The organism is Bradyrhizobium diversitatis (assembly GCF_016031635.1).
GTDB classification, from domain to species: Bacteria; Pseudomonadota; Alphaproteobacteria; order Rhizobiales; family Xanthobacteraceae; genus Bradyrhizobium; species Bradyrhizobium diversitatis.
This window is the reverse complement of the sequence record NZ_JACEGD010000016.1, coordinates 22,302-42,109: the sequence shown is the minus strand read 5'-3', so window position 1 is coordinate 42,109 and position 19,808 is coordinate 22,302. Positions and strand designations below refer to the sequence as shown.

The 19,808-nt window shown below is 64.5% G+C and carries 15 protein-coding genes; 2 read left to right on the top strand and 13 right to left on the bottom strand.

The features are described 5' to 3' along the window. Positions 1–18: 18 nt before the first annotated feature. Both H1B27_RS18585 and H1B27_RS18580 read right to left on the bottom strand, forming a co-directional pair. Positions 19–1,449 (bottom strand): aldehyde dehydrogenase family protein, encoded by a 1,431-nt coding sequence (locus H1B27_RS18585; RefSeq protein WP_197967038.1) that lies wholly within the window; start codon positions 1,447–1,449, stop codon positions 19–21. Positions 1,450–1,750: 301 nt separating this feature from the next. Further along, positions 1,751–4,114, bottom strand: coding sequence for a thiamine pyrophosphate-binding protein (locus H1B27_RS18580; protein ID WP_197967037.1), 2,364 nt, complete (start codon positions 4,112–4,114; stop codon positions 1,751–1,753). A gap of 132 nt (positions 4,115–4,246) precedes the next feature. Here H1B27_RS18580 and H1B27_RS18575 point away from each other — a divergent pair, with 132 nt between their 5' ends. Both H1B27_RS18575 and ppk2 read left to right on the top strand, forming a co-directional pair. Continuing rightward, positions 4,247–4,708, top strand: coding sequence for an Lrp/AsnC family transcriptional regulator (locus H1B27_RS18575; protein ID WP_061878226.1), 462 nt, complete (start codon positions 4,247–4,249; stop codon positions 4,706–4,708). 91 nt (positions 4,709–4,799) lie between these two features. Then, entirely contained in the window at positions 4,800–5,720 is a 921-nt protein-coding gene (ppk2, locus tag H1B27_RS18570) for a polyphosphate kinase 2 (RefSeq protein ID WP_197967036.1), read from the top strand. A 165-nt stretch (positions 5,721–5,885) separates the two neighbouring features. Here ppk2 and H1B27_RS18565 read toward each other — a convergent pair whose 3' ends face one another. From H1B27_RS18565 to H1B27_RS18515, 11 genes are all read right to left on the bottom strand, one after another. Continuing rightward, on the bottom strand, positions 5,886–6,965 hold the full coding sequence (locus H1B27_RS18565) for a zinc-binding dehydrogenase (protein WP_197967035.1): 1,080 nt from the start codon (positions 6,963–6,965) through the stop codon (positions 5,886–5,888). Positions 6,966–7,025: 60 nt separating this feature from the next. Next, positions 7,026–7,967 (bottom strand): DMT family transporter, encoded by a 942-nt coding sequence (locus H1B27_RS18560; protein WP_061878229.1) that lies wholly within the window; start codon positions 7,965–7,967, stop codon positions 7,026–7,028. 187 nt (positions 7,968–8,154) lie between these two features. After that, positions 8,155–8,991 carry an aldo/keto reductase gene (locus H1B27_RS18555; protein WP_197967034.1) on the bottom strand — a complete coding sequence of 279 codons (837 nt, stop codon included), beginning with the start codon at positions 8,989–8,991 and terminating at the stop codon, positions 8,155–8,157. Positions 8,992–9,009: 18 nt separating this feature from the next. After that, positions 9,010–9,906: an SMP-30/gluconolactonase/LRE family protein gene (locus H1B27_RS18550; protein ID WP_197967143.1), complete on the bottom strand. Its 897-nt coding sequence runs from the start codon at positions 9,904–9,906 to the stop codon at positions 9,010–9,012. Positions 9,907–10,281: 375 nt separating this feature from the next. After that, positions 10,282–12,984: a nitrate reductase gene (locus H1B27_RS18545; protein WP_197967033.1), complete on the bottom strand. Its 2,703-nt coding sequence runs from the start codon at positions 12,982–12,984 to the stop codon at positions 10,282–10,284. 1 nt (position 12,985) lies between these two features. Next, complete coding sequence (locus H1B27_RS18540; RefSeq protein ID WP_197967032.1) at positions 12,986–13,969, bottom strand: NAD(P)/FAD-dependent oxidoreductase; 984 nt, start codon at positions 13,967–13,969, stop codon at positions 12,986–12,988. Between the two features lie 10 nt (positions 13,970–13,979). Further along, a complete protein-coding gene (locus tag H1B27_RS18535; RefSeq protein WP_061878665.1) occupies positions 13,980–14,408 on the bottom strand; it encodes a globin family protein in 429 nt (142 codons plus the stop codon). A 178-nt stretch (positions 14,409–14,586) separates the two neighbouring features. After that, positions 14,587–15,966: an MFS transporter gene (locus H1B27_RS18530; RefSeq protein ID WP_197967031.1), complete on the bottom strand. Its 1,380-nt coding sequence runs from the start codon at positions 15,964–15,966 to the stop codon at positions 14,587–14,589. 341 nt (positions 15,967–16,307) lie between these two features. Continuing rightward, positions 16,308–17,102: an ABC transporter ATP-binding protein gene (locus H1B27_RS18525; RefSeq protein ID WP_061878235.1), complete on the bottom strand. Its 795-nt coding sequence runs from the start codon at positions 17,100–17,102 to the stop codon at positions 16,308–16,310. A gap of 11 nt (positions 17,103–17,113) precedes the next feature. Beyond that, positions 17,114–18,010: a nitrate ABC transporter permease gene (gene ntrB, locus H1B27_RS18520; protein ID WP_061878236.1), complete on the bottom strand. Its 897-nt coding sequence runs from the start codon at positions 18,008–18,010 to the stop codon at positions 17,114–17,116. A gap of 60 nt (positions 18,011–18,070) precedes the next feature. Next, positions 18,071–19,387, bottom strand: a complete 1,317-nt coding sequence (locus tag H1B27_RS18515) for a CmpA/NrtA family ABC transporter substrate-binding protein (RefSeq protein WP_197967030.1) — start codon at positions 19,385–19,387, stop codon at positions 18,071–18,073. Positions 19,388–19,808: the final 421 nt, after the last annotated feature.

The following is a 19,808-nucleotide window of genomic DNA, read 5'->3' as shown; positions in this document are numbered from 1 at the left end:
CTTTCCAACCGCTCGAACTTACGCCGCGTTGAAGCCCGCGACGGCCTTCACTTCGAGGAAGTCCTCGAGGCCGAACTTGCCCCACTCGCGGCCGTTGCCGGACTGCTTGTAGCCGCCGAACGGCGCGGTTCGGTCGTTGGGCACGCCCTGCAGGTTGACGTTGCCGGCGCGGATCTGGCGGCCGACGCGCTTGGCGTCCTCGACCGTCGGACCCGTGACGTAGCCGGCGAGGCCATACGGCGTATCGTTGGCGATCTTGACCGCGTCGGCTTCGTCCTTGGCGCCGATGATGGTCAGCACCGGTCCGAAGATCTCTTCGCGCGCGATTGTCATCTCGGGAGTGACATCGGCGAAGATGGTCGGACGGACATAGAAGCCCTTGTTGACGCCTTCGGGCAGGCCCGGGCCGCCGGCGACGAGGGTAGCGCCCTCGTCGATGCCCTTCTTGATAAGGCCCTGGATCTTGTCCCACTGGCCGCGGTTGACGACCGGGCCGATGATGGTGCCTTCGGCGCGGGGATCGCCGGCCTTGGTCTTGTCGGCCACGGCCTTCGCGATCGCTGCGACTTCCTTCATCTTCGACAGTGGCACGATCATGCGCGACGGTGCATTGCAGGACTGGCCGGAGTTGTTGAACATGTGCATCACGCCGCCGGTCACCGCCTTCGTGAGGTCGGCGCCTTCGAGGATGACGTTCGGCGACTTGCCGCCGAGCTCCTGGCTGACGCGCTTGACCGTGGGAGCCGCGCGCTTGGCCACGTCGATGCCGGCGCGGGTCGAGCCGGTGAAGGAGATCATGTCGATATCAGGATGCTCGCTCATGGCGGCGCCGACCTCGGGGCCGAGACCGTTGACGAGGTTGAACACGCCCTTGGGCACGCCGGCTTCATGCAGGATCTCGGCGAAGATCAGCGCCGAGGTCGGGGTGAACTCGCTGGGCTTGAGGATCATGGTGCAGCCGGCGGCGAGCGCGGGCGCGACCTTGCAGGCGATCTGGTTCAGCGGCCAGTTCCAGGGCGTGATCATGCCGACCACGCCGATCGGCTCGCGCAGCACCATGGCGGTGCCGACCGGCTCCTCGAAATGGTAGTTCTTGAGCACGTCGAGCGTGGTCATGAGATGGCCGAGGCCGGCGCCGGCCTGGAGCTTTTCCGCCATCGGCAGCGGCGCGCCCATCTCGTCGGAGACGGCAGCGCCGATCTCCTTGAGGCGGCCCTTGTAGACCTCGATGACCTTCGACAGCAGCGCGACGCGCTCCTCGCGGCTGGTCTGGGAGAAGGTGGCAAAGGCGCGCTTGGCGGCGGCGACGGCCTTGTCGACGTCAGCCTTGGAGCCCAGCGCAACCTCGTACATCGCCTCTTCCGTCGCCGGATTGACCACGGCGGTGGATTTCTTGACGGCGGGATCGACCCAGGCGCCGTCGATGTAGAATTGCATGCGATTGACCATCGTTAACCTCTTCTTGGGGGCTTGGAGGGGGCGTTTCGGCAGGCATCCTTGCACGAAAGCGCCGGCAATTGAACCCGCCATATGCGGGGCCAGCGTTGCGGCGAGCGCGCGGAATATGGGACGCGATTTGAAGCGAGGCAAGCGGCTCTGGGTCCCGGCTCGGCGTCGCGACATTTCATGTCGCGCCTTGTCCGGGACACGAGATTGGAGCGAGTGCAAACACGCTCGTGCCCCGGACGCAGCGCAGCACTTCTTCAGTGATGCGCTGCAGAGCCGGGGCCCATGCGCGTGGTTACCTCGACTACACCGCCATCTTCCGGTGCAGCACCGGCGCACCGGTGGTGAGGCTTTCGGCCGCATCGATGATGGCGTTGGCATCGATGCCGTAGTGCCGATAAAGGTCCGCGATGCTGCCGGTCTGGCCGAACTGCTCGACGCCGAGAGCCTCGACGCGGTGGCCACGGACGCTGCCGAGCCAGCCGAGCGCGGACGGGTGGCCGTCGATCACGGTCACGATGCCGCAGTCACGCGGCAGCGGCGCCAGCAGCTTTTCGATGTGGCTGAGATGCTGCACGCCGCGGCGGTCGCGCCGCAACTTTCGCGCGGCGGTCCACCCGGCGTGGAGACGGTCGGCCGAGGTGATCGCAAGCAGCCCGATATCGCGACGGCTCTCGCCGATGAAGCCGGTGGCCTCGATCGCTTCCGGCGCGACTGCGCCGGTATAGGCGATCACGACTTCGGCATTCGGGCCCGGCTTGCGCAACCAATAAGCACCGTCGGTGATGCCCTGCCTCAGCTCCGGCGTCATGATCCGCTGCGCCTGCTCGATGCTGCGCGTGGAAAGCCGCAAATACACAGAACCGCCCTCGCCGGGATCGCGCTGCATGTGCTCAAAGCCGAAAGCCATGATCACGGCGAGCTCGTCGACAAAGGCCGGCTCGAATGAGGCGAGGCCGTCCTGCGCCATGCCGATCAAGGGCGTCGCGATCGACTGGTGCGCGCCGCCCTCCGGCGCGAGCGTGATGCCCGACGGCGTCGCCGCCACCATGAAGCGGGCATCCTGGTAGCAGGCATAGTTCAGCGCATCGAGGCCGCGTTCGATGAAGGGATCGTAGAGCGTGCCGACCGGCAGCAGCCGCTCGCCGTTGATCTGGTGCGACAAGCCGAGCGCGGAGAGCATGATGAACAGGTTCATCTCGGCAATACCGAGCTCGAGATGCTGGCCCCTGGGCGAGGCGTCCCAGTTGTAGGTCGAGGGAATTTTCTCGCTGCGGAATAAATCCGCCTTTTCGGCGCGCGCGAACAGCCCGCGGCGGTTGACCCAGGGGCCGAGATTGGTCGAGACCGTGACGTCGGGCGAGGTCGTGACGATGCGCTTTGCCAGCTCGCCGTCGCTGCGCGCGATCTCGTTGAGGACGAGGCCAAAGCCCTGCTGGGTCGACATCTGCGGCGACGGCTTGAAGGCGAGCTGCTGGGGCACCTCGACGACGGGCGCCGTCAGCCGGCGGCCGTCCCGGTTGAACGGCACCCGCGCGAGGAACGCTTCCAGTTCGGCCGCATCCTGCGTCAGCCCTTCGAACTTGTCCCATTCGTGTCCGGGCCGGATGTTCTGGCTGTCGCGGTACTTCTCCATCTGCGCGACGGTCATCAGGCCGGCATGGTTGTCCTTGTGGCCCTGGAAAGGCAGGCCGACGCCCTTGATGGTGTAGGCGATGAAGCAGACCGGACGATCGTGATCGATCGCGTCGAATGCCTCCAGCATGCTCGCCATGTCATGGCCGCCGAGATTCGACATCAGCGCGAGCAGTTCCTCGTCGCTGCGCCTGTCGATTAACTTGGTGATGGGGCCCTGGTCGCCGATCTCGTCGTGCAGATGCTTGCGGAAGGCCGCGCCGCCCTGAAAGCACAGTGCCGCGTAAAGCGCGTTCGGGCAGTTGTCGATCCAGCGCTTCAAGGCTTCGCCGCCTGGCTCCGCGAACGCCTCGCGCATCAGGCGGCCATATTTCACGATCACCACGTCCCAGCCGAAATTGCGGAACATGGTCTCGAACTTTTCCCAAAGACCTTCGCGCACGACGGCATCGAGCGACTGGCGGTTATAGTCGACCACCCACCAGGTGTTGCGCAGGCCGTGCTTCCAGCCCTCCGCGAGCGCCTCGAAGATGTTGCCCTCGTCCATTTCGGCATCGCCGACAAGCGCAATCATCCGCCCTTCGCGGCGGTCCTTCATCCAGCCATGCGCCTTGACGTAGTCCTGCACCAGCGAAGAGAACAGCGTCTGCGCGACGCCGAGGCCGACCGAGCCGGTGGAGAAATCGACGTCGTCGACGTCCTTGGTGCGCGACGGATAGGACTGCGCGCCCTTGAAGCCGCGAAAATTCTCCAGCTTCTCGCGGGTCTGGCGGCCGAACAGATACTGGATGGCGTGGAACACCGGGCTCGCATGCGGCTTCACCGCGACGCGGTCCTCGGGGCGCAGCACGTGGAAGTACAGCGCGGACATGATGGTCGCGAGCGAGGCGGAGGAGGCCTGGTGGCCGCCGACCTTGAGGCCGTCCGCATTGGCGCGGATGTGGTTGGCGTGGTGGATGGTCCAGGACGACAGCCACAGTGCCTTGCGGGCGAGCGCGGTCAGGGTGTCGAGGCGAGCAGGGTCAACGGGCATGGCGATGCTCCGGGAAATAAGCACTGATCATACGCCCGCGGGCCGCGCCAAACTTCTCAATTTTTCGCGCCATACCGGCCGATATTGGGATATTTTACCAATCAGACGCCTCCTGACCCAGGTCCCTTCCCAATGCCAGAGCTCGACGCCATCGACCGGAAAATCCTCAGCCATCTCCAGAACGACAGCCGGATGACCATGCAGGAGCTTGCCGACAAGGTCGGGCTCTCAGTCTCGCCCTGCCATCGCCGGGTCAGGCTGCTGGAGGAACGCGGCGTCATCAGCCGCTACATCGCGACCGTGGACCAGAAGGCGCTCGGCCTGCATGTCAGCGTCTTCATCTCGATCAAGCTGGCGCGGCAGAAGGAGGAGGACCTCAACCGCTTCGCCCGCGCGATCTCGAAATGGGACGAGGTCCTGGAGTGCTATCTGATGACCGGCAACCGCGACTATCTGCTCCGCGTGGTGGCGGCCGACCTCGCCTCCTACGAGACGTTCCTCAAGACCAAGCTGACCCGGCTCGACGGCATCGCCTCGATCGAGTCGAGCTTTGCGCTCAGCCAGGTGAAATATTCGATCGCGCTGCCGGTGTGACCTGCGTCAGCGGGATCCCACGTTGTCACATGGTCGCAACAAACCCCGCCGATGGTCGTTGTGACTGGTATTCGAGCCGAGAGAAGCACCCATGACCGCAGCCGATCGCAAATCCGAGATCTCCAAGCGCGCCCGCATCATCCAGGAAATGGCCGACGATCTCGACGAGGAACTGGAGATGGAGCTGGATGATACCCGTCTCGACGAGCTCCTCGACGAGGCCGGAACACTGAAACCGACGGTCGATCGCAGGCTCTATTTCCGGGAACTGCTTCGCCTCCAGGGCGAGCTCGTCAAGCTCCAGGACTGGGTGCAGAGCGAGAAGAAGAAGGTCGTGGTGCTGTTCGAGGGCCGCGACTCCGCCGGCAAAGGCGGCGTGATCAAGCGCATCACCCAGCGCCTCAATCCCCGCATCTGCCGCGTCGCGGCGCTTCCGGCGCCGAACGAGCGCGAGCGCACGCAATGGTATTTCCAGCGCTACGTCGCGCACCTGCCGGCCGGCGGCGAGATCGTGCTGTTCGATCGTAGCTGGTACAATCGCGCCGGCGTCGAGCGCGTGATGGGCTTCTGCTCGGAGGACGAATATCAGGAGTTCTTCAAGACAGTGCCGGAGTTCGAGCGCATGCTGATCCGCTCCGGCATCATCCTGGTCAAGTACTGGTTCTCGATCACCGACGACGAGCAGCAATTCCGCTTCACGATGCGCATCAAGGATCCCCTGAAGCAGTGGAAGCTGAGCCCGATGGACGTGGAGTCACGCAGTCGCTGGGAGGCTTACACCAAGGCCAAGGAGACGATGCTGGAGCACACGCATCTGCCGGATAGCCCGTGGTGGATCGTCGATGCCGTGGACAAGAAGCGCGCCCGGCTCAACTGCATCGCACATCTATTGACTCAGATCCCGTACCAGGAGGTCGTGCGGGCTCCGGTGACGCTGCCGCCGCGCGTGCGCAATCCCGACTATCAGCGAGGGCCGGTCCCGCCGGAGATGTACGTGCCGGCGAAGTATTGAGCGAGATCTCGTAGGGTGGGTTAGACGGGCTGATGCGCGCAGCGCATTTGCTCGGCGTACCCCCCTCTTCTGTCTCCGCCGCAAGAGAAGTGGTGGGTTACGCCGTGCGAACTGCGCTTCGCGCAGTCGTAGGGCTAACCCACCCTACAGCACCCTGCCAAGTTGCTATCGCCACGGCTGCACGATGATCTTGGTATGCATCTCGGGATTGGCGAGATCGGCGAATGCTTTGGCGACTCCGTCGATGCCGACTTCGGCGGTCACCATCGCGGCCGCATCCACCTGCCCTTCCGCGATCAGGCGCAATGAGCTTGCGAATTCGTCCGGCGTGTAGCCGAGCACGTACTGGACGCTCAGCTCCTTCATGATGCCGAGCATGGGCTCGCTTTTGTCGGTCTCCATGCAGACGCCGACCACGACGATGCGTGCATCGCGCGGCGCGCCTTCGAACACCTGCTGCAGCAGGCCGGGCACGCCGACACATTCGAAGATGATCGCCGGCTTCAGCGCCGGCAGCATCGCCTGGAACGGCGGGCGCGCCGCCTTCTCCGCCTCCGACATCCGCGCGTGCTCGGCCCAGGTCGCATAGGGCTGCGACACCCTCGGGTCCACGACGATGTCGGCACCGAGCCTGGCGGCGAGCGCGCGGCGCGCCGGCGAATAGTCGGCGGCGACGATCGGGTGCAAGCCCCTAAGCTTCAGCGCGGCGATCACCGCGAGGCCGACCGGGCCGCAGCCGATCACGAGCGGCACCTCGCCGCCGCTGATGTTGGCTTTCGCCACGGCGTGGACGCCGACCGCCAGCGGCTCGGTGAGCGCGGCATGCTCGGGCGCAAGCCCGTTGGGCACCTCAAGCAGCAGCGCTTCGCTGAGCAGCATCGCCTCGGCATAGCCGCCGACATTGTCGTTGGAATAGCCGATGCCCTCGATGCCCTCAGGCGTCAGCAGCGCCGGCAGCGAGCAGACGCGGGTGCCGGGCTTGAGCTTGCGTTCGGTGCCGGTGCCGTAGTCGACGACCTCGCAGCAGAACTCGTGGCCGAACACGACGTCACGGGAGAGGTCCATCGGCTTGCGCCCGACCTTCCGTGCCATCTCCACCATGCGATGGGCGTGCTGGCGCGCATGCAGGTCGGAGCCGCAGATGCCGCAGGCGAGCGTCCTGACCAGCACCTGGCCGGGCCCCGGCTTCGGCTCGGCGATCCGGTCGACGACGATCTCTCCGTTCCTGAAAATCGCGGCCCGCATCCGGCTCCTCCCATATTGTTTGGAGCGCTGATACCACAAAGCACGAGGAGCGAACTTGCGTCAGGCGTTCGGGGAACGCTCCTCCAGCACCAGGAGCTGGGCGCGGCGGACACGCTCGCGATGGGCGATGTAGAGGCCACTGGCCACGATGAAGGCCGCGCCGGTGATGGTGAAGACATCGGGCACTTCGCCGAAGATGAAGAAGCCCAGAATGCTGACCCAGAGCAGCTGCGTGTAGGAGAACGGCGCCAGCACCGAGGCATCGCCGTAGCGATAGGCGAGCACGACGATCCACTGGCCCGCGGTCGAGGCGACGCCGATGAAGATGCCGAGCGCGATCGCGGTCCAGGATGGCGTAACCCAGACGAACGGCACCAGCGCGGTCAGGATCGCAAGGCCCGTCAGCGAGGAATAGGCCATGGTGGTGACGACGGCTTCCCGCCCGCTCATCATGCGCGTCAGGATCAACGTGCCGGCCCAGCACGCGGCTGAGACCAACGGAAAGACTGCGGCGGGGTGAAATGCGCTGGTGCCCGGGCGCAGGATGATCAGCACGCCGATAAGGCCGAGCGCGGTGGCAAGCCAGCGGCGCATGCCGACCTTCTCGCCGAGGAAGACGATCGAGAGCGCGGTGACGAACAGCGGCGCAACGAAGCCGGTGGCCGATGCCTCCGCGATCGGCAGGAAGCCGAGACCCGTGATGAAGAACAGCGAGGAGCCGAGCAGCGCCGCCCCGCGCATCACGTGCAGGCCGGGACGCTTGGTCCGCATCGCATAGAACGGCGAGGCCGGCAGCATCACCGGCGTGAACAGCAGCGTGAAGGTGAGGAAGCGGATCCAGGTGATCTCGATCGACGGCAGGCTGGTCGAGAGATATTTCGCAGTGACGTCGGAGCAGCCGAGAAACACCGTCGAGAGCAGGATCAGCGCAATGCCCTTGAAGGGATGATCGACGCGCGCAGGCGCGCGGCGAGCCTGCTGCTTCTTCTCCGGTGCGGGCATGGGAATACTGTCGAGCCTTGCGGCTGCGGCGGGCGGCGGTGTCACGGCTGGAACCCGGGCAAAATGCGAATCGAGAACGGCCGTAAAAAACGACAAATGCGCCCCGTTCACAACTTCCGAAAACAGGATGCCGATATGCGCGAGCCGCCGCGCGCGTCAATGCTCCGTTAACATTGCCAATTGTGCACTACAGCATGGGCAGGCCGCGCGGCTTCGGCCCGCGGGGAAACGCCGCGTCCAGCGCGGCAATCTCGTCCTTCGTCAGCACGAGGTCGCCTGCCGCATTCTCGCCGGCATGTTCCGCAGACGAGGCTTTCGGTATAGCGAACACCGTAGTCGCACGGGTGAGAAAGCTCAGCGCGACCTGACGCGGTGTCGCGCGGCGCGTCTCCGCGATGCGCGCCAGCACCGCGCCGCCCTTGCTGCTGCTCGCCGGGAAATCGTCATGACCGAACGGCGAGTAGGCGACGACGGCGACATTGTGCCGCTCGCACCACGGGATCACCTCATGCTCGATCGCGCGCTCCTTCAGATGATAGAGTACCTGGTTGCAGGCGATCCGGCTCTCGCCTGCGACTTCGAGAATCTCGTCGAGATCGTCGGCATCGAAATTGGAGACGCCCCAGGATTTGATCTTGCCTGATTGCACCAGTTCCTCGAACGCAGCGACGGTGTCCTCCAGTGGATAAGAGCCGCGCCAATGCAGGAGATAGCAGTCGAGCCGGTCGGTCTTGAGCCGCTTCAGCGAGCGCTCGCAGGCCGCTATGGTTCCGCGGCGCGAGGCGTTGCTCGGCAGCACTTTCGAAACGAGAAACACCTCGTCGCGACGGCCCGCAATCGCATCCGCGATGACGAGTTCAGCATCGCCATACATTTCGGCGGTGTCGATATGGGTCATGCCGAGATCAAGCCCGCGCTGAAGCGCCGCGATCGCGCGCTTGCGATCGCCGTGGTCGAGATACCAGGTGCCTTGCCCGATGACGGAGACGTTGGCGCCGGTCTGGCCGAAGGGATGTGTGTTCATGTTATTCCCTCAGAGGCTCTAGAGATCACTGATGTCGGCAACCAGCACGCTGCCCGTCGCCGACTCCGTGATATAGAGCCGATCCTTCTTTGCGCCACCGATCGCGACATTGGTGCAGTTCGGCCCCGCGCAGGACTTGATCCGCGCGATCAGTTCGCCGTTCGGCGCGAACACGAAGACATGGCCGAGCGAGGCATGACCGACGAACAGGCGGCCCTTGGCATCCATGGTCATGCCGTCAGGACCGCTGGTGCCGAACAGCGAGCAGAAGCGGCCGACCTTGGACACGCTGCCGTCCTTCATGAAGGGCAACCGCCACACCGCGTTGTCGCGCGTCATCGCGACGAACAGCACGGTCTCGGTCGGGTCGAGCACGAGACCATTCGGGCTGATGCCGGTATCGATCAGGCAATCGAGCCGGCCGTTCGACGCGAGACGATAGACCCGGCCGCTGGGGTCGTGCAGGCCGGTCTGGCCCTGACCGGTGAAATAGACGTCACCATTGCTGGCGAGGTGGAGATCGTTGCAGCCGCGGAACGATTCCGAATTGCGCGCCGTCAGCACCGGCTTGATCCGCCCGGCATTCGCGTCAAGCTCCATGATGCCGTGCATGTAGTCAGCGACCAGGATGCGGCAGTCGGATGCGATCTTCAGCCCGTTCGGCCAGCCCTCGTATTCGGCGACCTGCGACCACTCGCCGTCACGCGCGATACGGAAGATGCGGCCGAAGGGAATGTCGACAACATAGAGGTTGCCATCCTTGTCGAATGAAGGACCTTCGATGAAGCTGTCGGTGGCAATGCCCGGCCGGTTGGCATCGGCCCAATCCGTCCGCACGCCCTTGCGGCGGAACTTGTCGGGCATGACGGAGAAGATCGCGGTCTCGATCAGGCGCGGCGGCGTTTCCAGGTACATCATTGCTGTTATGGCTGCTGAGGTGGAAGCCGCGGCAACATAGGGCACAATGGCGGGCGCGTCGATTGGCGCGGGCGGCATGGCTGCGTGCCAGCCCATACCACTCTCGTGTCCCGGACGCGCTGCAACGCGCAAGCGTTGCGGCGCAGAGCCGGGACCCAACAGAAGCCACGCAACTCGGCGTAGCATGGGCCCCGGCTCTGCAGCGCACCGTCGGAGAGACGCTGCGCTGCGTCCGGGGCACGAGATCGTAGTTTTGGCACACACCTGCATCCAAACCGTCATTGCGAGCGCAGCAAAGCAATCCAGACTATCTTCGCGGAAAGACCCTGGATTGCTTTGCTGCGCTCGCAATGACGCTGGAGAGAGCCAGCCCTACCCCGCCGCGCCCACGACCTTGGCCGGCTTCACCGGCGCTTCGGTCGTCGCAATCAGGCGCTTCATCTCGGGGATGCAGGAGCCGCAATTAGTACCGGCCTTGAGCCTAGCGCCGATCTCGGCGGCGGTGCGGGCGCCGCCTGCGATTGTGTCGCAGATGGTGCCGCGGCCGACGCCGAAGCAGGCGCAGACGATCGGCCCGGTCGACGCGGCGCCCTCTATCGACTTGCCGGACAGCAGCATACGGCGCTGCTCGTCGGTCACCTGGTCGGCGGCGAATGCGCTTTTCACCACCTCCCAATCGCCGGCATCGTGCGCGGGTCCGACGAACAGGCAGGTCTCGATGCGGTCGCCTGCGAACGAGGCGGCGCGATAGACCCCGCCGCCGAAGTCGCGGTACTCGGCAACGTCCTCGCCCGCGACGTTCTCGAGCCAGGCGGGCCAGCGCGAAAGATCGCCGTTGTCCGCGAAGAGATAACCGAAGCCGCCGGCGACCGTGACGCGGGTCCACAACAGGTTCTCCGGCAGGTCGATCTGCTTTCGCGACAGCGCGAAGCCGCGGAAGACGAATTCGTAAGGAGCGATCGCGGACGGCGTCGCCTTCGCCTCCGGCTGGCCCGAGAACGGATCGGTGAAGGACTGCACCAGCGCGCCGACGCGGCCGTGCGAGGTATTCATCGCGCTCCAGTGGATCGGCACGAACAGGGTGCCGCGCTGCTGCCGGTCGCTCACGACGGCCTTCAGGATGCACTTGCCATGATCGGTGGTGATGCGGGCATAGCTGTCATGGGCGATGCCGTATTTGCTGGCGTCATCGGGATGAATCTCGACGAAGGGCTCCGGCAAATGCGCGCCCAGCCGCTGGCTGAGCCCCGTGCGTGTCATGGTGTGCCACTGGTCGCGGATGCGCCCGGTGTTGAGCCGCAAGGGGCGCGACGGACCGGTCTCGCCGCGCAGGGCCGGCACCTCCGGCGCGACGAAGCGGCCCTTGCCGTCATTGGTGAAGAACCCGCCGCTCGCAAAGAAGCGCTCGCCGGGCGTCTGCCCCTCGCGCGCGGGCCATTGCACCGGCTCCAAGGCGTCGAATGCTTCGTCGGACACCGAACTCAGCGCGCCGATGTCGAAATCACGGCTGCCATTGTTCTCAAAGGCCGAGAGTGCGGCATGCTCACGAAAGATATCGGCGGCGGATTTGTAGTTGAAGCTGTCGCCGAAACCGAAACGTTTTGCGATCTCGCTGAGAATCCACCAGTCAGGGCGCGCCTCGCCGGGCGCCGGCAGGAAGGCGCGCTGGCGCGAGATGCGCCGCTCGGAATTGGTCACGGTGCCCGACTTCTCGCCCCAGGCCAGCGCCGGCAGCAACACATGCGGGCCGGCCGCGACGGTGTCGTTGGAGAGCACGTTCTCGGAGACCACGAACAGCTCGAGCTTCTTTAGGGCATCGCGGACCATGTCGGCATCGGGCAGCGACACCGCGGGGTTGGTACCCATCACCCAGAGCGCCTTGATCTCGCCGCGGTTGATGGCCTCGAACAATTGCACCGCCTTCAGCCCCTCATGGGTGGCGATGCGCGGCGCCTTCCAGAACCGCCTGACGCGATCGATGTCGGGCGGCGTGAAACCCATATGGGCGGCAAGCATATTGGCGAGGCCGCCGACCTCGCGGCCGCCCATCGCATTGGGCTGGCCGGTGAGCGAGAACGGCGCAGCACCGGGCTTGCCGATACGCCCCGTCGCAAGATGGCAGTTCAGGATGGCGTTGACCTTGTCGGTGCCCTGCGCCGACTGGTTGACCCCTTGCGAATAGAGCGTGACGACCTTTTCGGTGTCGCGGAACATCCTGAAGAAGGAGGCGACGTCCTGCTCGGAGAGGCCCGTGGCAAGCGCCGTCGCAGTGACACTGCCGGCGATGTTGCGCGCACGCGCCAGCGCGTCGTCGTATCCGCTGGTGTTCTGCGCGATGTAGTCCCGATCGAGTGCGCCATTGTCGGCGAGATGGACGAAGAGGCCGGAGAACAGCGCCGTGTCGGTGCCGGGCTTGAGGCCGAGGAACAGATCGACATCGCCGGCGGTGTCGGTACGGCGCGGGTCGATCACGACCATGCGCGCGCCGCGCTCCCCACGGTTCTTCAGCATGCGCTGGAACAGGACGGGATGGCACCAGGCCGCATTCGAGCCGACGAAGACGAGCAGGTCGGCCTGGTCGAGATCCTCGTAGCAGCCGGGCACGGTGTCGGCACCGAAGGCGCGGCGATGGCCCGCAACTGAAGAGGACATGCAGAGCCGCGAATTGGTGTCGACATTCGCCGTGCCGACAAACCCCTTCATCAGCTTGTTGGCGACATAATAGTCCTCGGTGAGGAGCTGGCCGGAGAGATAGAAGGCGACCGCGTCGGCGCCGTCGCGCGCCACGATGTGCTGCATGCGATGGGCGACATGATCGAGCGCATCGCTCCAGGCGACGCGCTCCAACAAGCCCTTGCAGCGGATCATCGGGTAGAGCAGCCGGCCTTCGAGCCCGACGGTCTCGCCGAGCGCCGAGCCCTTCGAGCACAGCCGGCCGAAATTGGCGGGATGATCGGTATCGCCCGCGATTGCTGCACCACCCTTGCCGTCGGGCGTCGCCAGCACGCCGCAGCCGACGCCGCAATAGGGACACGTCGTCTTGGTGGTGCGGAGATTTGGATCGATCGCCGTCATGTCACGCCGCTTTCGAAGGCTGCGCCACCGCGCGGCCGAACATCATGTCTGTACGCATCGGCGCAACCTTGTCGCGGTTGCGGATCAGCTCGAGGTACCAGAGCGCATCGACGGTATCGCCGATCAGCACGGCGCCGGTGAGCCGGCCGTCGGCGATCACGAGCTTCTTGTAGGTGCCGCGGCTGCGGTCCGACAGCACGAGGCTCTCGCTGCCCTCCCCGCCCATGAAGTCGCCGGCGGAGAACACGCTGACGCCGGAGACCTTCAGATTGGTCGAGACCACGCTGCCCTGATAGGCGGCGGGGCGGCCGGCAAGATGCCGTGCCAGCACGCGCGCCTGCTCATAAGCGGGTTCGACAAGGCCATAGCAGGTGCCGCGATGCTCGGCGCATTCGCCGAGCGCGAAGATGTCGGACGAGGAGGTCTGCATGACGTCGTTGACGACGACGCCGCGGTTGACCGCGATCCCCGCCTCTTTCGCCAGCGCGACGTTCGGCTTGATGCCGGCGGCGAAGATCACCGCATCGCCGCCGCCGACCACCACGACGCGCTTCTTCGCCGCGGCCAGCGTCAGCAGCAGGTCGACGTCGCGGGTGTCGCGAAAGGTGTGCACGCCGGCGAGATCGGCCCCCGGCACGTTGAGCCGCAGCGGCGTCGATCCCGTGGCGAGCACGAGCTTGGAATATTCCATGCTCTCCTCGCCTGCGATCTTCAGCTCGCGGCGGCCGGTATCGATCTCGGTGACACGATAGCCGTAGCGCACCGTGACGCCGCGATGGCGCCACCACTCGGCCGGCCGCAGTTCGATCTCGTGCGAGCCGGTCTCGCCCGCCAGCACGGAGGAGAGCAGCACGCGGTTGTAAGCGAGCCGCGGCTCTTCGCCGATCACGGCGACCGCATAGCGGCCGAGCGCGGTCCTGGCGAGCTCGTCGACCAGACGCGCGGCCGCCATACCGTTACCGACGATGACCAGCGGTTCACTCACGACGCAACTCCTATTCGGCGGCCTGCGCTTGTGCGCCATAGGCCTCGGATATCATGTAGCCGGACAACACGCCGTAGGTGTCGGTCCAGGCCTTGGCGAGATCTGGCGTCCAGGCTTCGCCAAGACCCTTCTCCAGGGTCCACAGCAAGGTCGCGCCGACCACAGGGTAGTGCTCGGCCTTGGCGCCGTAGGCGACGTGTCGCTTGGCGAGGGCGGAGGCCGCGGGAAGAATCGACTCGAGGTTCGACAGGCCTCCGACCACGGCGGCGAGCATGCCCATCAGCTTCTTGCGCTGCTCGGTCATGTCCTCGGGAAACATCGCGCGCACGGACGGCGCCACCTCGAACAGGCGATCGTAGAACAGCACCGCGGCCTGCTCGGATATCGGCGCGACCTTGGAGAAGCTCTGCTGAATGAGAGTAATCTGTTCTGGCGTCATGATGTTCTCCTGTCTGTTTCGGTCTGCCTTCGTCCGCGCCATTGCGGAAAAAGTTCATGGGTCAAACGTCATCAGAGAACTTCTCCCCGCGTACGGGGAGAAGCGACATTCGTGCCAAGTACTATCTTCTGAGCATGATCTAGTCGGAAAACCGCTTCACACTTTTCCGGATCATGCTCTACACCCGCGCTTCGGCGAGGCTCGGCGCGCCTTCACCCTGCGGGCTGCGACGCAGGTAGAACCACCAGGTCAGAGCGAGGCACGAGGCGTAGAAGGCGAGATAGATCGCGAGCGCGAGCTGCGGCCCTCCGGTCATGGCGATCGACTTGCCGAAGCCGCTGGGGATCAGGTAGCCGCCGACGGCACCGATCGCGCCGATGAAGCCAACCGCAGCGCCGCTTTCGATGCTCGCGGTCTTCAGCGCGGCGCTACGTGCCGCATCGCCCTTGCCGCGCACCTTGAACAGGTTCTCCTCGCGGAAGATCGAGGGGATCATGCGGTAGGTCGAGCCGTTGCCGATGCCGGTCGTCACGAACAGGATCAGGAACATCGACAGGAAGCCGATGAAATCCTTCTGCCCGACGAAGTAGAGCACGCCGACCGTGGCGCCCGCCATCGCGATGAAGTTCCAGAAGGTGATGATGGAGCCGCCGACCCGGTCTGCGAGCCAGCCGCCGAGCGGACGCGACAGCGAGCCGACCAGCGGGCCGAGGAAGGCGATCGAGATCGTCACGGTAGGGAATTGCGTCTTGATCAGAAGCGGAAACGCCGCGGAATAGCCGATGAAAGACCCGAACGTGCCGATGTAGAGATACGCCATGATCCAGGTGTGCTTGCGCTTGACGATCGCAAGCTGGTTCTTCACCGACGATTTCGCCGTGGTGAGATTGTTCATGAAGAACACCGCGCCGAACACCGCGATCGCGATCGGCAGCACCCACATCAGGCCGGCATTCTGCAGGAAGATGCCGTCGACGGGCGTTGCCTGGAACAGATTGAAGACGGCGAGCGTCATCAGGATCGGGGTCAAGAGCTGCACGCTGGAGACACCGATATTGCCGCCGGCCGCGTTGAGGCCGAGCGCCCATCCCTTCATCCGGTCGGGGAAGAAGAAGGAGATGTTGGTCATGCTGGAGGCGAAATTGCCGCCGCCGAGACCCGCGGTCGAGGCGACCAGCAGCATGAGCCAGAACGGCGTGTCGGGCTGGCTCACGAAATAGGCGAGCGACAAGGTCGGAATGAACAGGATCGCCGCGCTGAAGATGGTCCAGTTACGGCCGCCGAACGTCGTCACTGCGAAAGTGTAGGGAAAGCGCATCAAGGCGCCGATCAGCCCCGGCACGGCGACGAGTTGGAACAGCTGGTCGGTGGTGTAATGGAAGCCCGCCTGCGGCAGCTTGGTGGTGACGATGCTCCAGATCAGCCAGACCGAGAAGCCGATATGTTCGGCTACGATCGACCAGATCAGATTGCGCCGCGCGATCGACTTGCCGGTCGTATTCCAGAACGCCTCATCCTCGGGGCGCCAGTCAGAAATCCAAGTGGGACTCTTCGTCATTGCATATCCCTTCCAGTCTCACCGCTGCGTCGTTGCAGGCTCAGCCTCCAGACAGGGAGGCGCGCTCCGAGGCTTCACCCCGGTGGCGAGTTCACGATGCTGATTGATGATGTTGAGGGACGTCGTCGTTGGCGTCGCGCAAATGCGCTTCAATTTCCGTGCCAGTTGCGTGCATCCTGGAAACGCAGGGATTTCAGGATGTTGTTCGTCTCGCCCGAAATGTTCGCAGGGCTTATTCGCACGCTTGGTTTGCGATTCGCTCAATCCTTGTGCGACGCACAAGGATTGAGCGAGATGACGATTATTTGGGCGCGCACGTGTGGTCGCGTTGAACTCTTCGTTTACGCGGCCTCGACGAAGCGGTGGCGCTCGTAGAGGAATTCGAGCACGCGCTGGCGGCACTTCAGATAGGTGGTGTTGGTCGCGAGTTCGAGCCGCTTGCGCGGCCGCGCCAGCGGCACCTCCAGCACCTCGCCGATGCGCGCGCTCGGCCCGTTGGTCATCATGACGATGCGGTCGGACAACAACACGGCCTCGTCGACGTCGTGGGTGATCATCAGGATGGTGTTGCCGAGCTTTTGATGCAGCGCCATCACCGAGTCCTGCAAATGCGCGCGGGTCAGCGCGTCGAGCGCGCCGAACGGCTCGTCGAGCAGCAGCACCTTCGGCTCCATCGCCAGCGCCCGCGCGATGCCGACGCGCTGCTTCATGCCGCCGGAGATCTCCGAAGGACGCTTGTCCCTGGCATGGGCCATCTGCACCAGGTTGAGATTGTGCATCACCCAGGCGTCGCGCTCGGCACGGGACTTGGTCCTGGCGAAGACCTTGTCGACGCCGAGCCTCACGTTCTCGTAGACGGTCAGCCACGGCAGCAGGCTGTGATTCTGGAACACCACGGCGCGATCCGGCCCCGGCGAGTTCACCTCGCGGTTTTCCAGCAGCACGCCACCCGTGGTGGCGCCGGTCAGCCCCGCGATGATGTTGAGCAGGGTCGACTTGCCGCAGCCGGAATGGCCGATGATCGAAACGTACTCGCCCTTCTCGATCGTGAGGTTGATGTCCTTCAGCACCTCCGTGGTGGCGGCGCCGCGGGTGAAGACCTTGTCGATGTGGTCGAGCTTCAGATAAGCGGTCATGTCCCCTCTCCTCAGTTCTGCGCGGTACCGTGGGTGACGAACTTGCCGAGCCCCGCGATCAGGCGATCCAGCACGAAGCCGATGATGCCGACATAGAACAGCGCCAGGATGATCTCGCTGATATGCGAGGAGTTCCAGGCGTCCCAAATGAAGAAGCCGATGCCGACGCCGCCGATCAGCATTTCCGCCGCGACGATCGCAAGCCACGACAGGCCGATGCCGATGCGAAGGCCGGTGAAGATGTAGGGCGCCGCCGCCGGGATCATGATCTTTGCGAAGAATTCGAGCGGATTGAGCTGCACCACCGCGGCGACGTTGCGATAGTCCTGCGGGATGTTGCGGATGCCGACCGCGGTGTTGATGATGATCGGCCAGATCGACGTGATGAAGATGACGAAGATCGCCGAAGGCTGGCCGTCGCGGAAGGCCGCGAGCGAGAGCGGCAGCCAGGCCAGCGGCGGAATCGTGCGCAGCACCTGGAACAACGGATCGAGCCCGCGCATGGCCCAGACCGACTGCCCGACCAGCACGCCAAGCCCGATGCCGGCAATGGCCGACAGCGAGTAGCCGAAGGCGACGCGCTGGAGACTGGCGGACAGATGCCAGAACAGCCCCTTGTCGATGCCTCCGTTGTCGAAGAACGGATCGAAGATCAGCTCCTTGGTATCACTGAAAACTTTCGACGGCGGCGGCAGCGCCGAGCCGGCGCGGCGGCAGATCAGCTCCCATATCAGCGTCAGCAGCGCGATCACGACCAGCGGCGGAATCACGCGCACGGCCGTCTCCCGGACCATGCGAGCGTAAGCCTCAGTGCGCGGGGGACGCTTCGGCGTCAGCGCGACGACTGGCGCAACCGTTGCGGCGGGCGTCGCGGTCTCAACCTCGATCTTGGTGGCAGTCATGTTCATCGCAATATCTCTCCGGCTCCAAGGGACGATGCGGCCGCCCGAAAGCGGCCGCTGGCTCCATCAGACTTCGACGCGCTTGATCGCGAGCGACTTCAGATAGGCGGCCGGATTTTCCGGATCGAACACCTTGCCGTCGAAGAAGGTCTCCTTACCGCGCGAGGTGGAGGTCGGGATGTCCGAGGCCGCGACTCCGAGAGTCTTGGCCGCGTCCTTCCAGAGGTCCTCGCGGTTGACCTTGGCGATCAGCGCCTTGGTGTCGAAGCCGGCTTCGTATTTGCCCCAGCGGATGTCCTCGGTCATGAACCAGAGATCGTGGCTCTGGAACGGATAGGAGGCATGATCCTTCCAGAAGCGCATCTGCTGCGGCGAGTTGTCGACCACTCGGCCGGTACCGTAGTCGAACTTGCCCTTCATGCGATCGGTAATGTCTTCTACCGGGCAGTTGATCCATTGGCGCTTGGCGCAGATCACCGCGGCTTCCTCGCGATTTTCCATCTTCTCGGCCCATTGCTGCGCTTCCATCACTGCCATCAGCAGCGCCTTCGCTGCCTTCGGACATTTGTCGACCCAGGCCGCGCGCAAGCCGAACGACTTTTCGGGATGCTTGTCCCAGAGCTCACCGGTGGTGATCGCGGTGTAGCCGATGTTCTGGTGGATGAGCTGCAGATTCCACGGCTCGCAGACACAGAAGCAGTCCATGGTGCCAACTTTCATATTGGCCACCATCTGTGCCGGCGGAACCACGATGGTTTCGATATCCTTGTCCGGATCGATGCCGCCAGCGGCGAGCCAATAGCGAATCCAAAGGTCATGTGTGCCGCCGGGAAAGGTCATCGCCGCCTTCACCGCCTTGCCTGACGCCTTCTTCTTCTCGAGTGCCGGCTTGAAGGGCGCGGTATCCACGCCGATCTTGAGATCGGCATATTCCTTGGCGACTGAGATGCACTGACCGTTCAGGTTGAGGCGCGCCAGGATGTACATCGGCGTCGGCTGGTTGTTCTGCGTCACCTTGCCGGCCGAGATCAGATACGGCATCGGGGTGAGGATGTGCGCGCCGTCGATGCCATTGCCTTCCGAGCCCAGCACGAGGTTGTCGCGCGTGGTGCCCCAGGAAGCCTGCTTCTGCACCTCGACATCGGGCATGCCATATTTGGCAAAGAAGCCCTTTTCCTTGGCGACGAATAGTGGCGTGGCGTCCGTCAGCGCGATGAAGCCGAGCTTGGCGCCCTTGACCTCGGGGCCTGCGTCCTGCGCGAAGGCGCCGGCGGGGAAATTCAGTTTTGCGGCAGCGAGAAGTGCGGCGGTCGCGCCGGTGGCTTTCAACAATTGACGGCGGTTGATGCCAGTCTTGAAGGGCCGGCGAATGCGCTTGGTCATAGGCTGTGTCGTCCTTTGCGTCTTTGCGGAATGATTTGCGGCTGTGTGCGCGAGCAGCCCGTCCGTCCGGTGGCGCCGAATTTGGCGCATGCAAACGCGACGGGGATGACCCCCGTCTGGTGGCGTCAGCAAATCGGATGAGAATTCTCGCGGGACGGCTTCAATGGCGTCGGCTGGAACTATTCAAGCTTCATGCCAAGCCCGGCGCTATGAAAAGAACAAAGAAATCAATGCATTATAGCGGTCGCGTCAGACTGTCGCAGGTCAGTTCCGCATGCGAAATTTGCGACCTGCACATTGCTTGTGCGGCGCACAAAGCTTGTGCAACAGCTTAAGGAAAAGGCCGAGGCGACGTCAGAATCAGATCGGGCAGAGCGGCATCACACTGATATTACTCGGTATTTTTAACCCTACGCGCCGG

Bases quoted from the DNA above. Each gene is read 5' to 3' on its own strand.
- H1B27_RS18535 (WP_061878665.1), bottom strand. From the start codon at position 14,408: ATGACGCCAGAACAGATTACTCTCATTCAGCAGAGCTTCTCCAAGGTC.
- H1B27_RS18565 (WP_197967035.1), bottom strand. From the start codon at position 6,965: ATGCGGGCCGCGATTTTCAGGAACGGAGAGATCGTCGTCGACCGGATC.
- H1B27_RS18585 (WP_197967038.1), bottom strand. From the start codon at position 1,449: ATGGTCAATCGCATGCAATTCTACATCGACGGCGCCTGGGTCGATCCC.
- ppk2 (WP_197967036.1), top strand. From the start codon at position 4,800: ATGACCGCAGCCGATCGCAAATCCGAGATCTCCAAGCGCGCCCGCATC.
- H1B27_RS18580 (WP_197967037.1), bottom strand. From the start codon at position 4,114: ATGCCCGTTGACCCTGCTCGCCTCGACACCCTGACCGCGCTCGCCCGC.
- H1B27_RS18530 (WP_197967031.1), bottom strand. From the start codon at position 15,966: ATGACGAAGAGTCCCACTTGGATTTCTGACTGGCGCCCCGAGGATGAG.
- ntrB (WP_061878236.1), bottom strand. From the start codon at position 18,010: ATGAACATGACTGCCACCAAGATCGAGGTTGAGACCGCGACGCCCGCC.
- H1B27_RS18515 (WP_197967030.1), bottom strand. From the start codon at position 19,387: ATGACCAAGCGCATTCGCCGGCCCTTCAAGACTGGCATCAACCGCCGT.
- H1B27_RS18525 (WP_061878235.1), bottom strand. From the start codon at position 17,102: ATGACCGCTTATCTGAAGCTCGACCACATCGACAAGGTCTTCACCCGC.
- H1B27_RS18555 (WP_197967034.1), bottom strand. From the start codon at position 8,991: ATGAACACACATCCCTTCGGCCAGACCGGCGCCAACGTCTCCGTCATC.
- H1B27_RS18545 (WP_197967033.1), bottom strand. From the start codon at position 12,984: ATGACGGCGATCGATCCAAATCTCCGCACCACCAAGACGACGTGTCCC.
- H1B27_RS18560 (WP_061878229.1), bottom strand. From the start codon at position 7,967: ATGCCCGCACCGGAGAAGAAGCAGCAGGCTCGCCGCGCGCCTGCGCGC.
- H1B27_RS18550 (WP_197967143.1), bottom strand. From the start codon at position 9,906: ATGTACCTGGAAACGCCGCCGCGCCTGATCGAGACCGCGATCTTCTCC.
- H1B27_RS18575 (WP_061878226.1), top strand. From the start codon at position 4,247: ATGCCAGAGCTCGACGCCATCGACCGGAAAATCCTCAGCCATCTCCAG.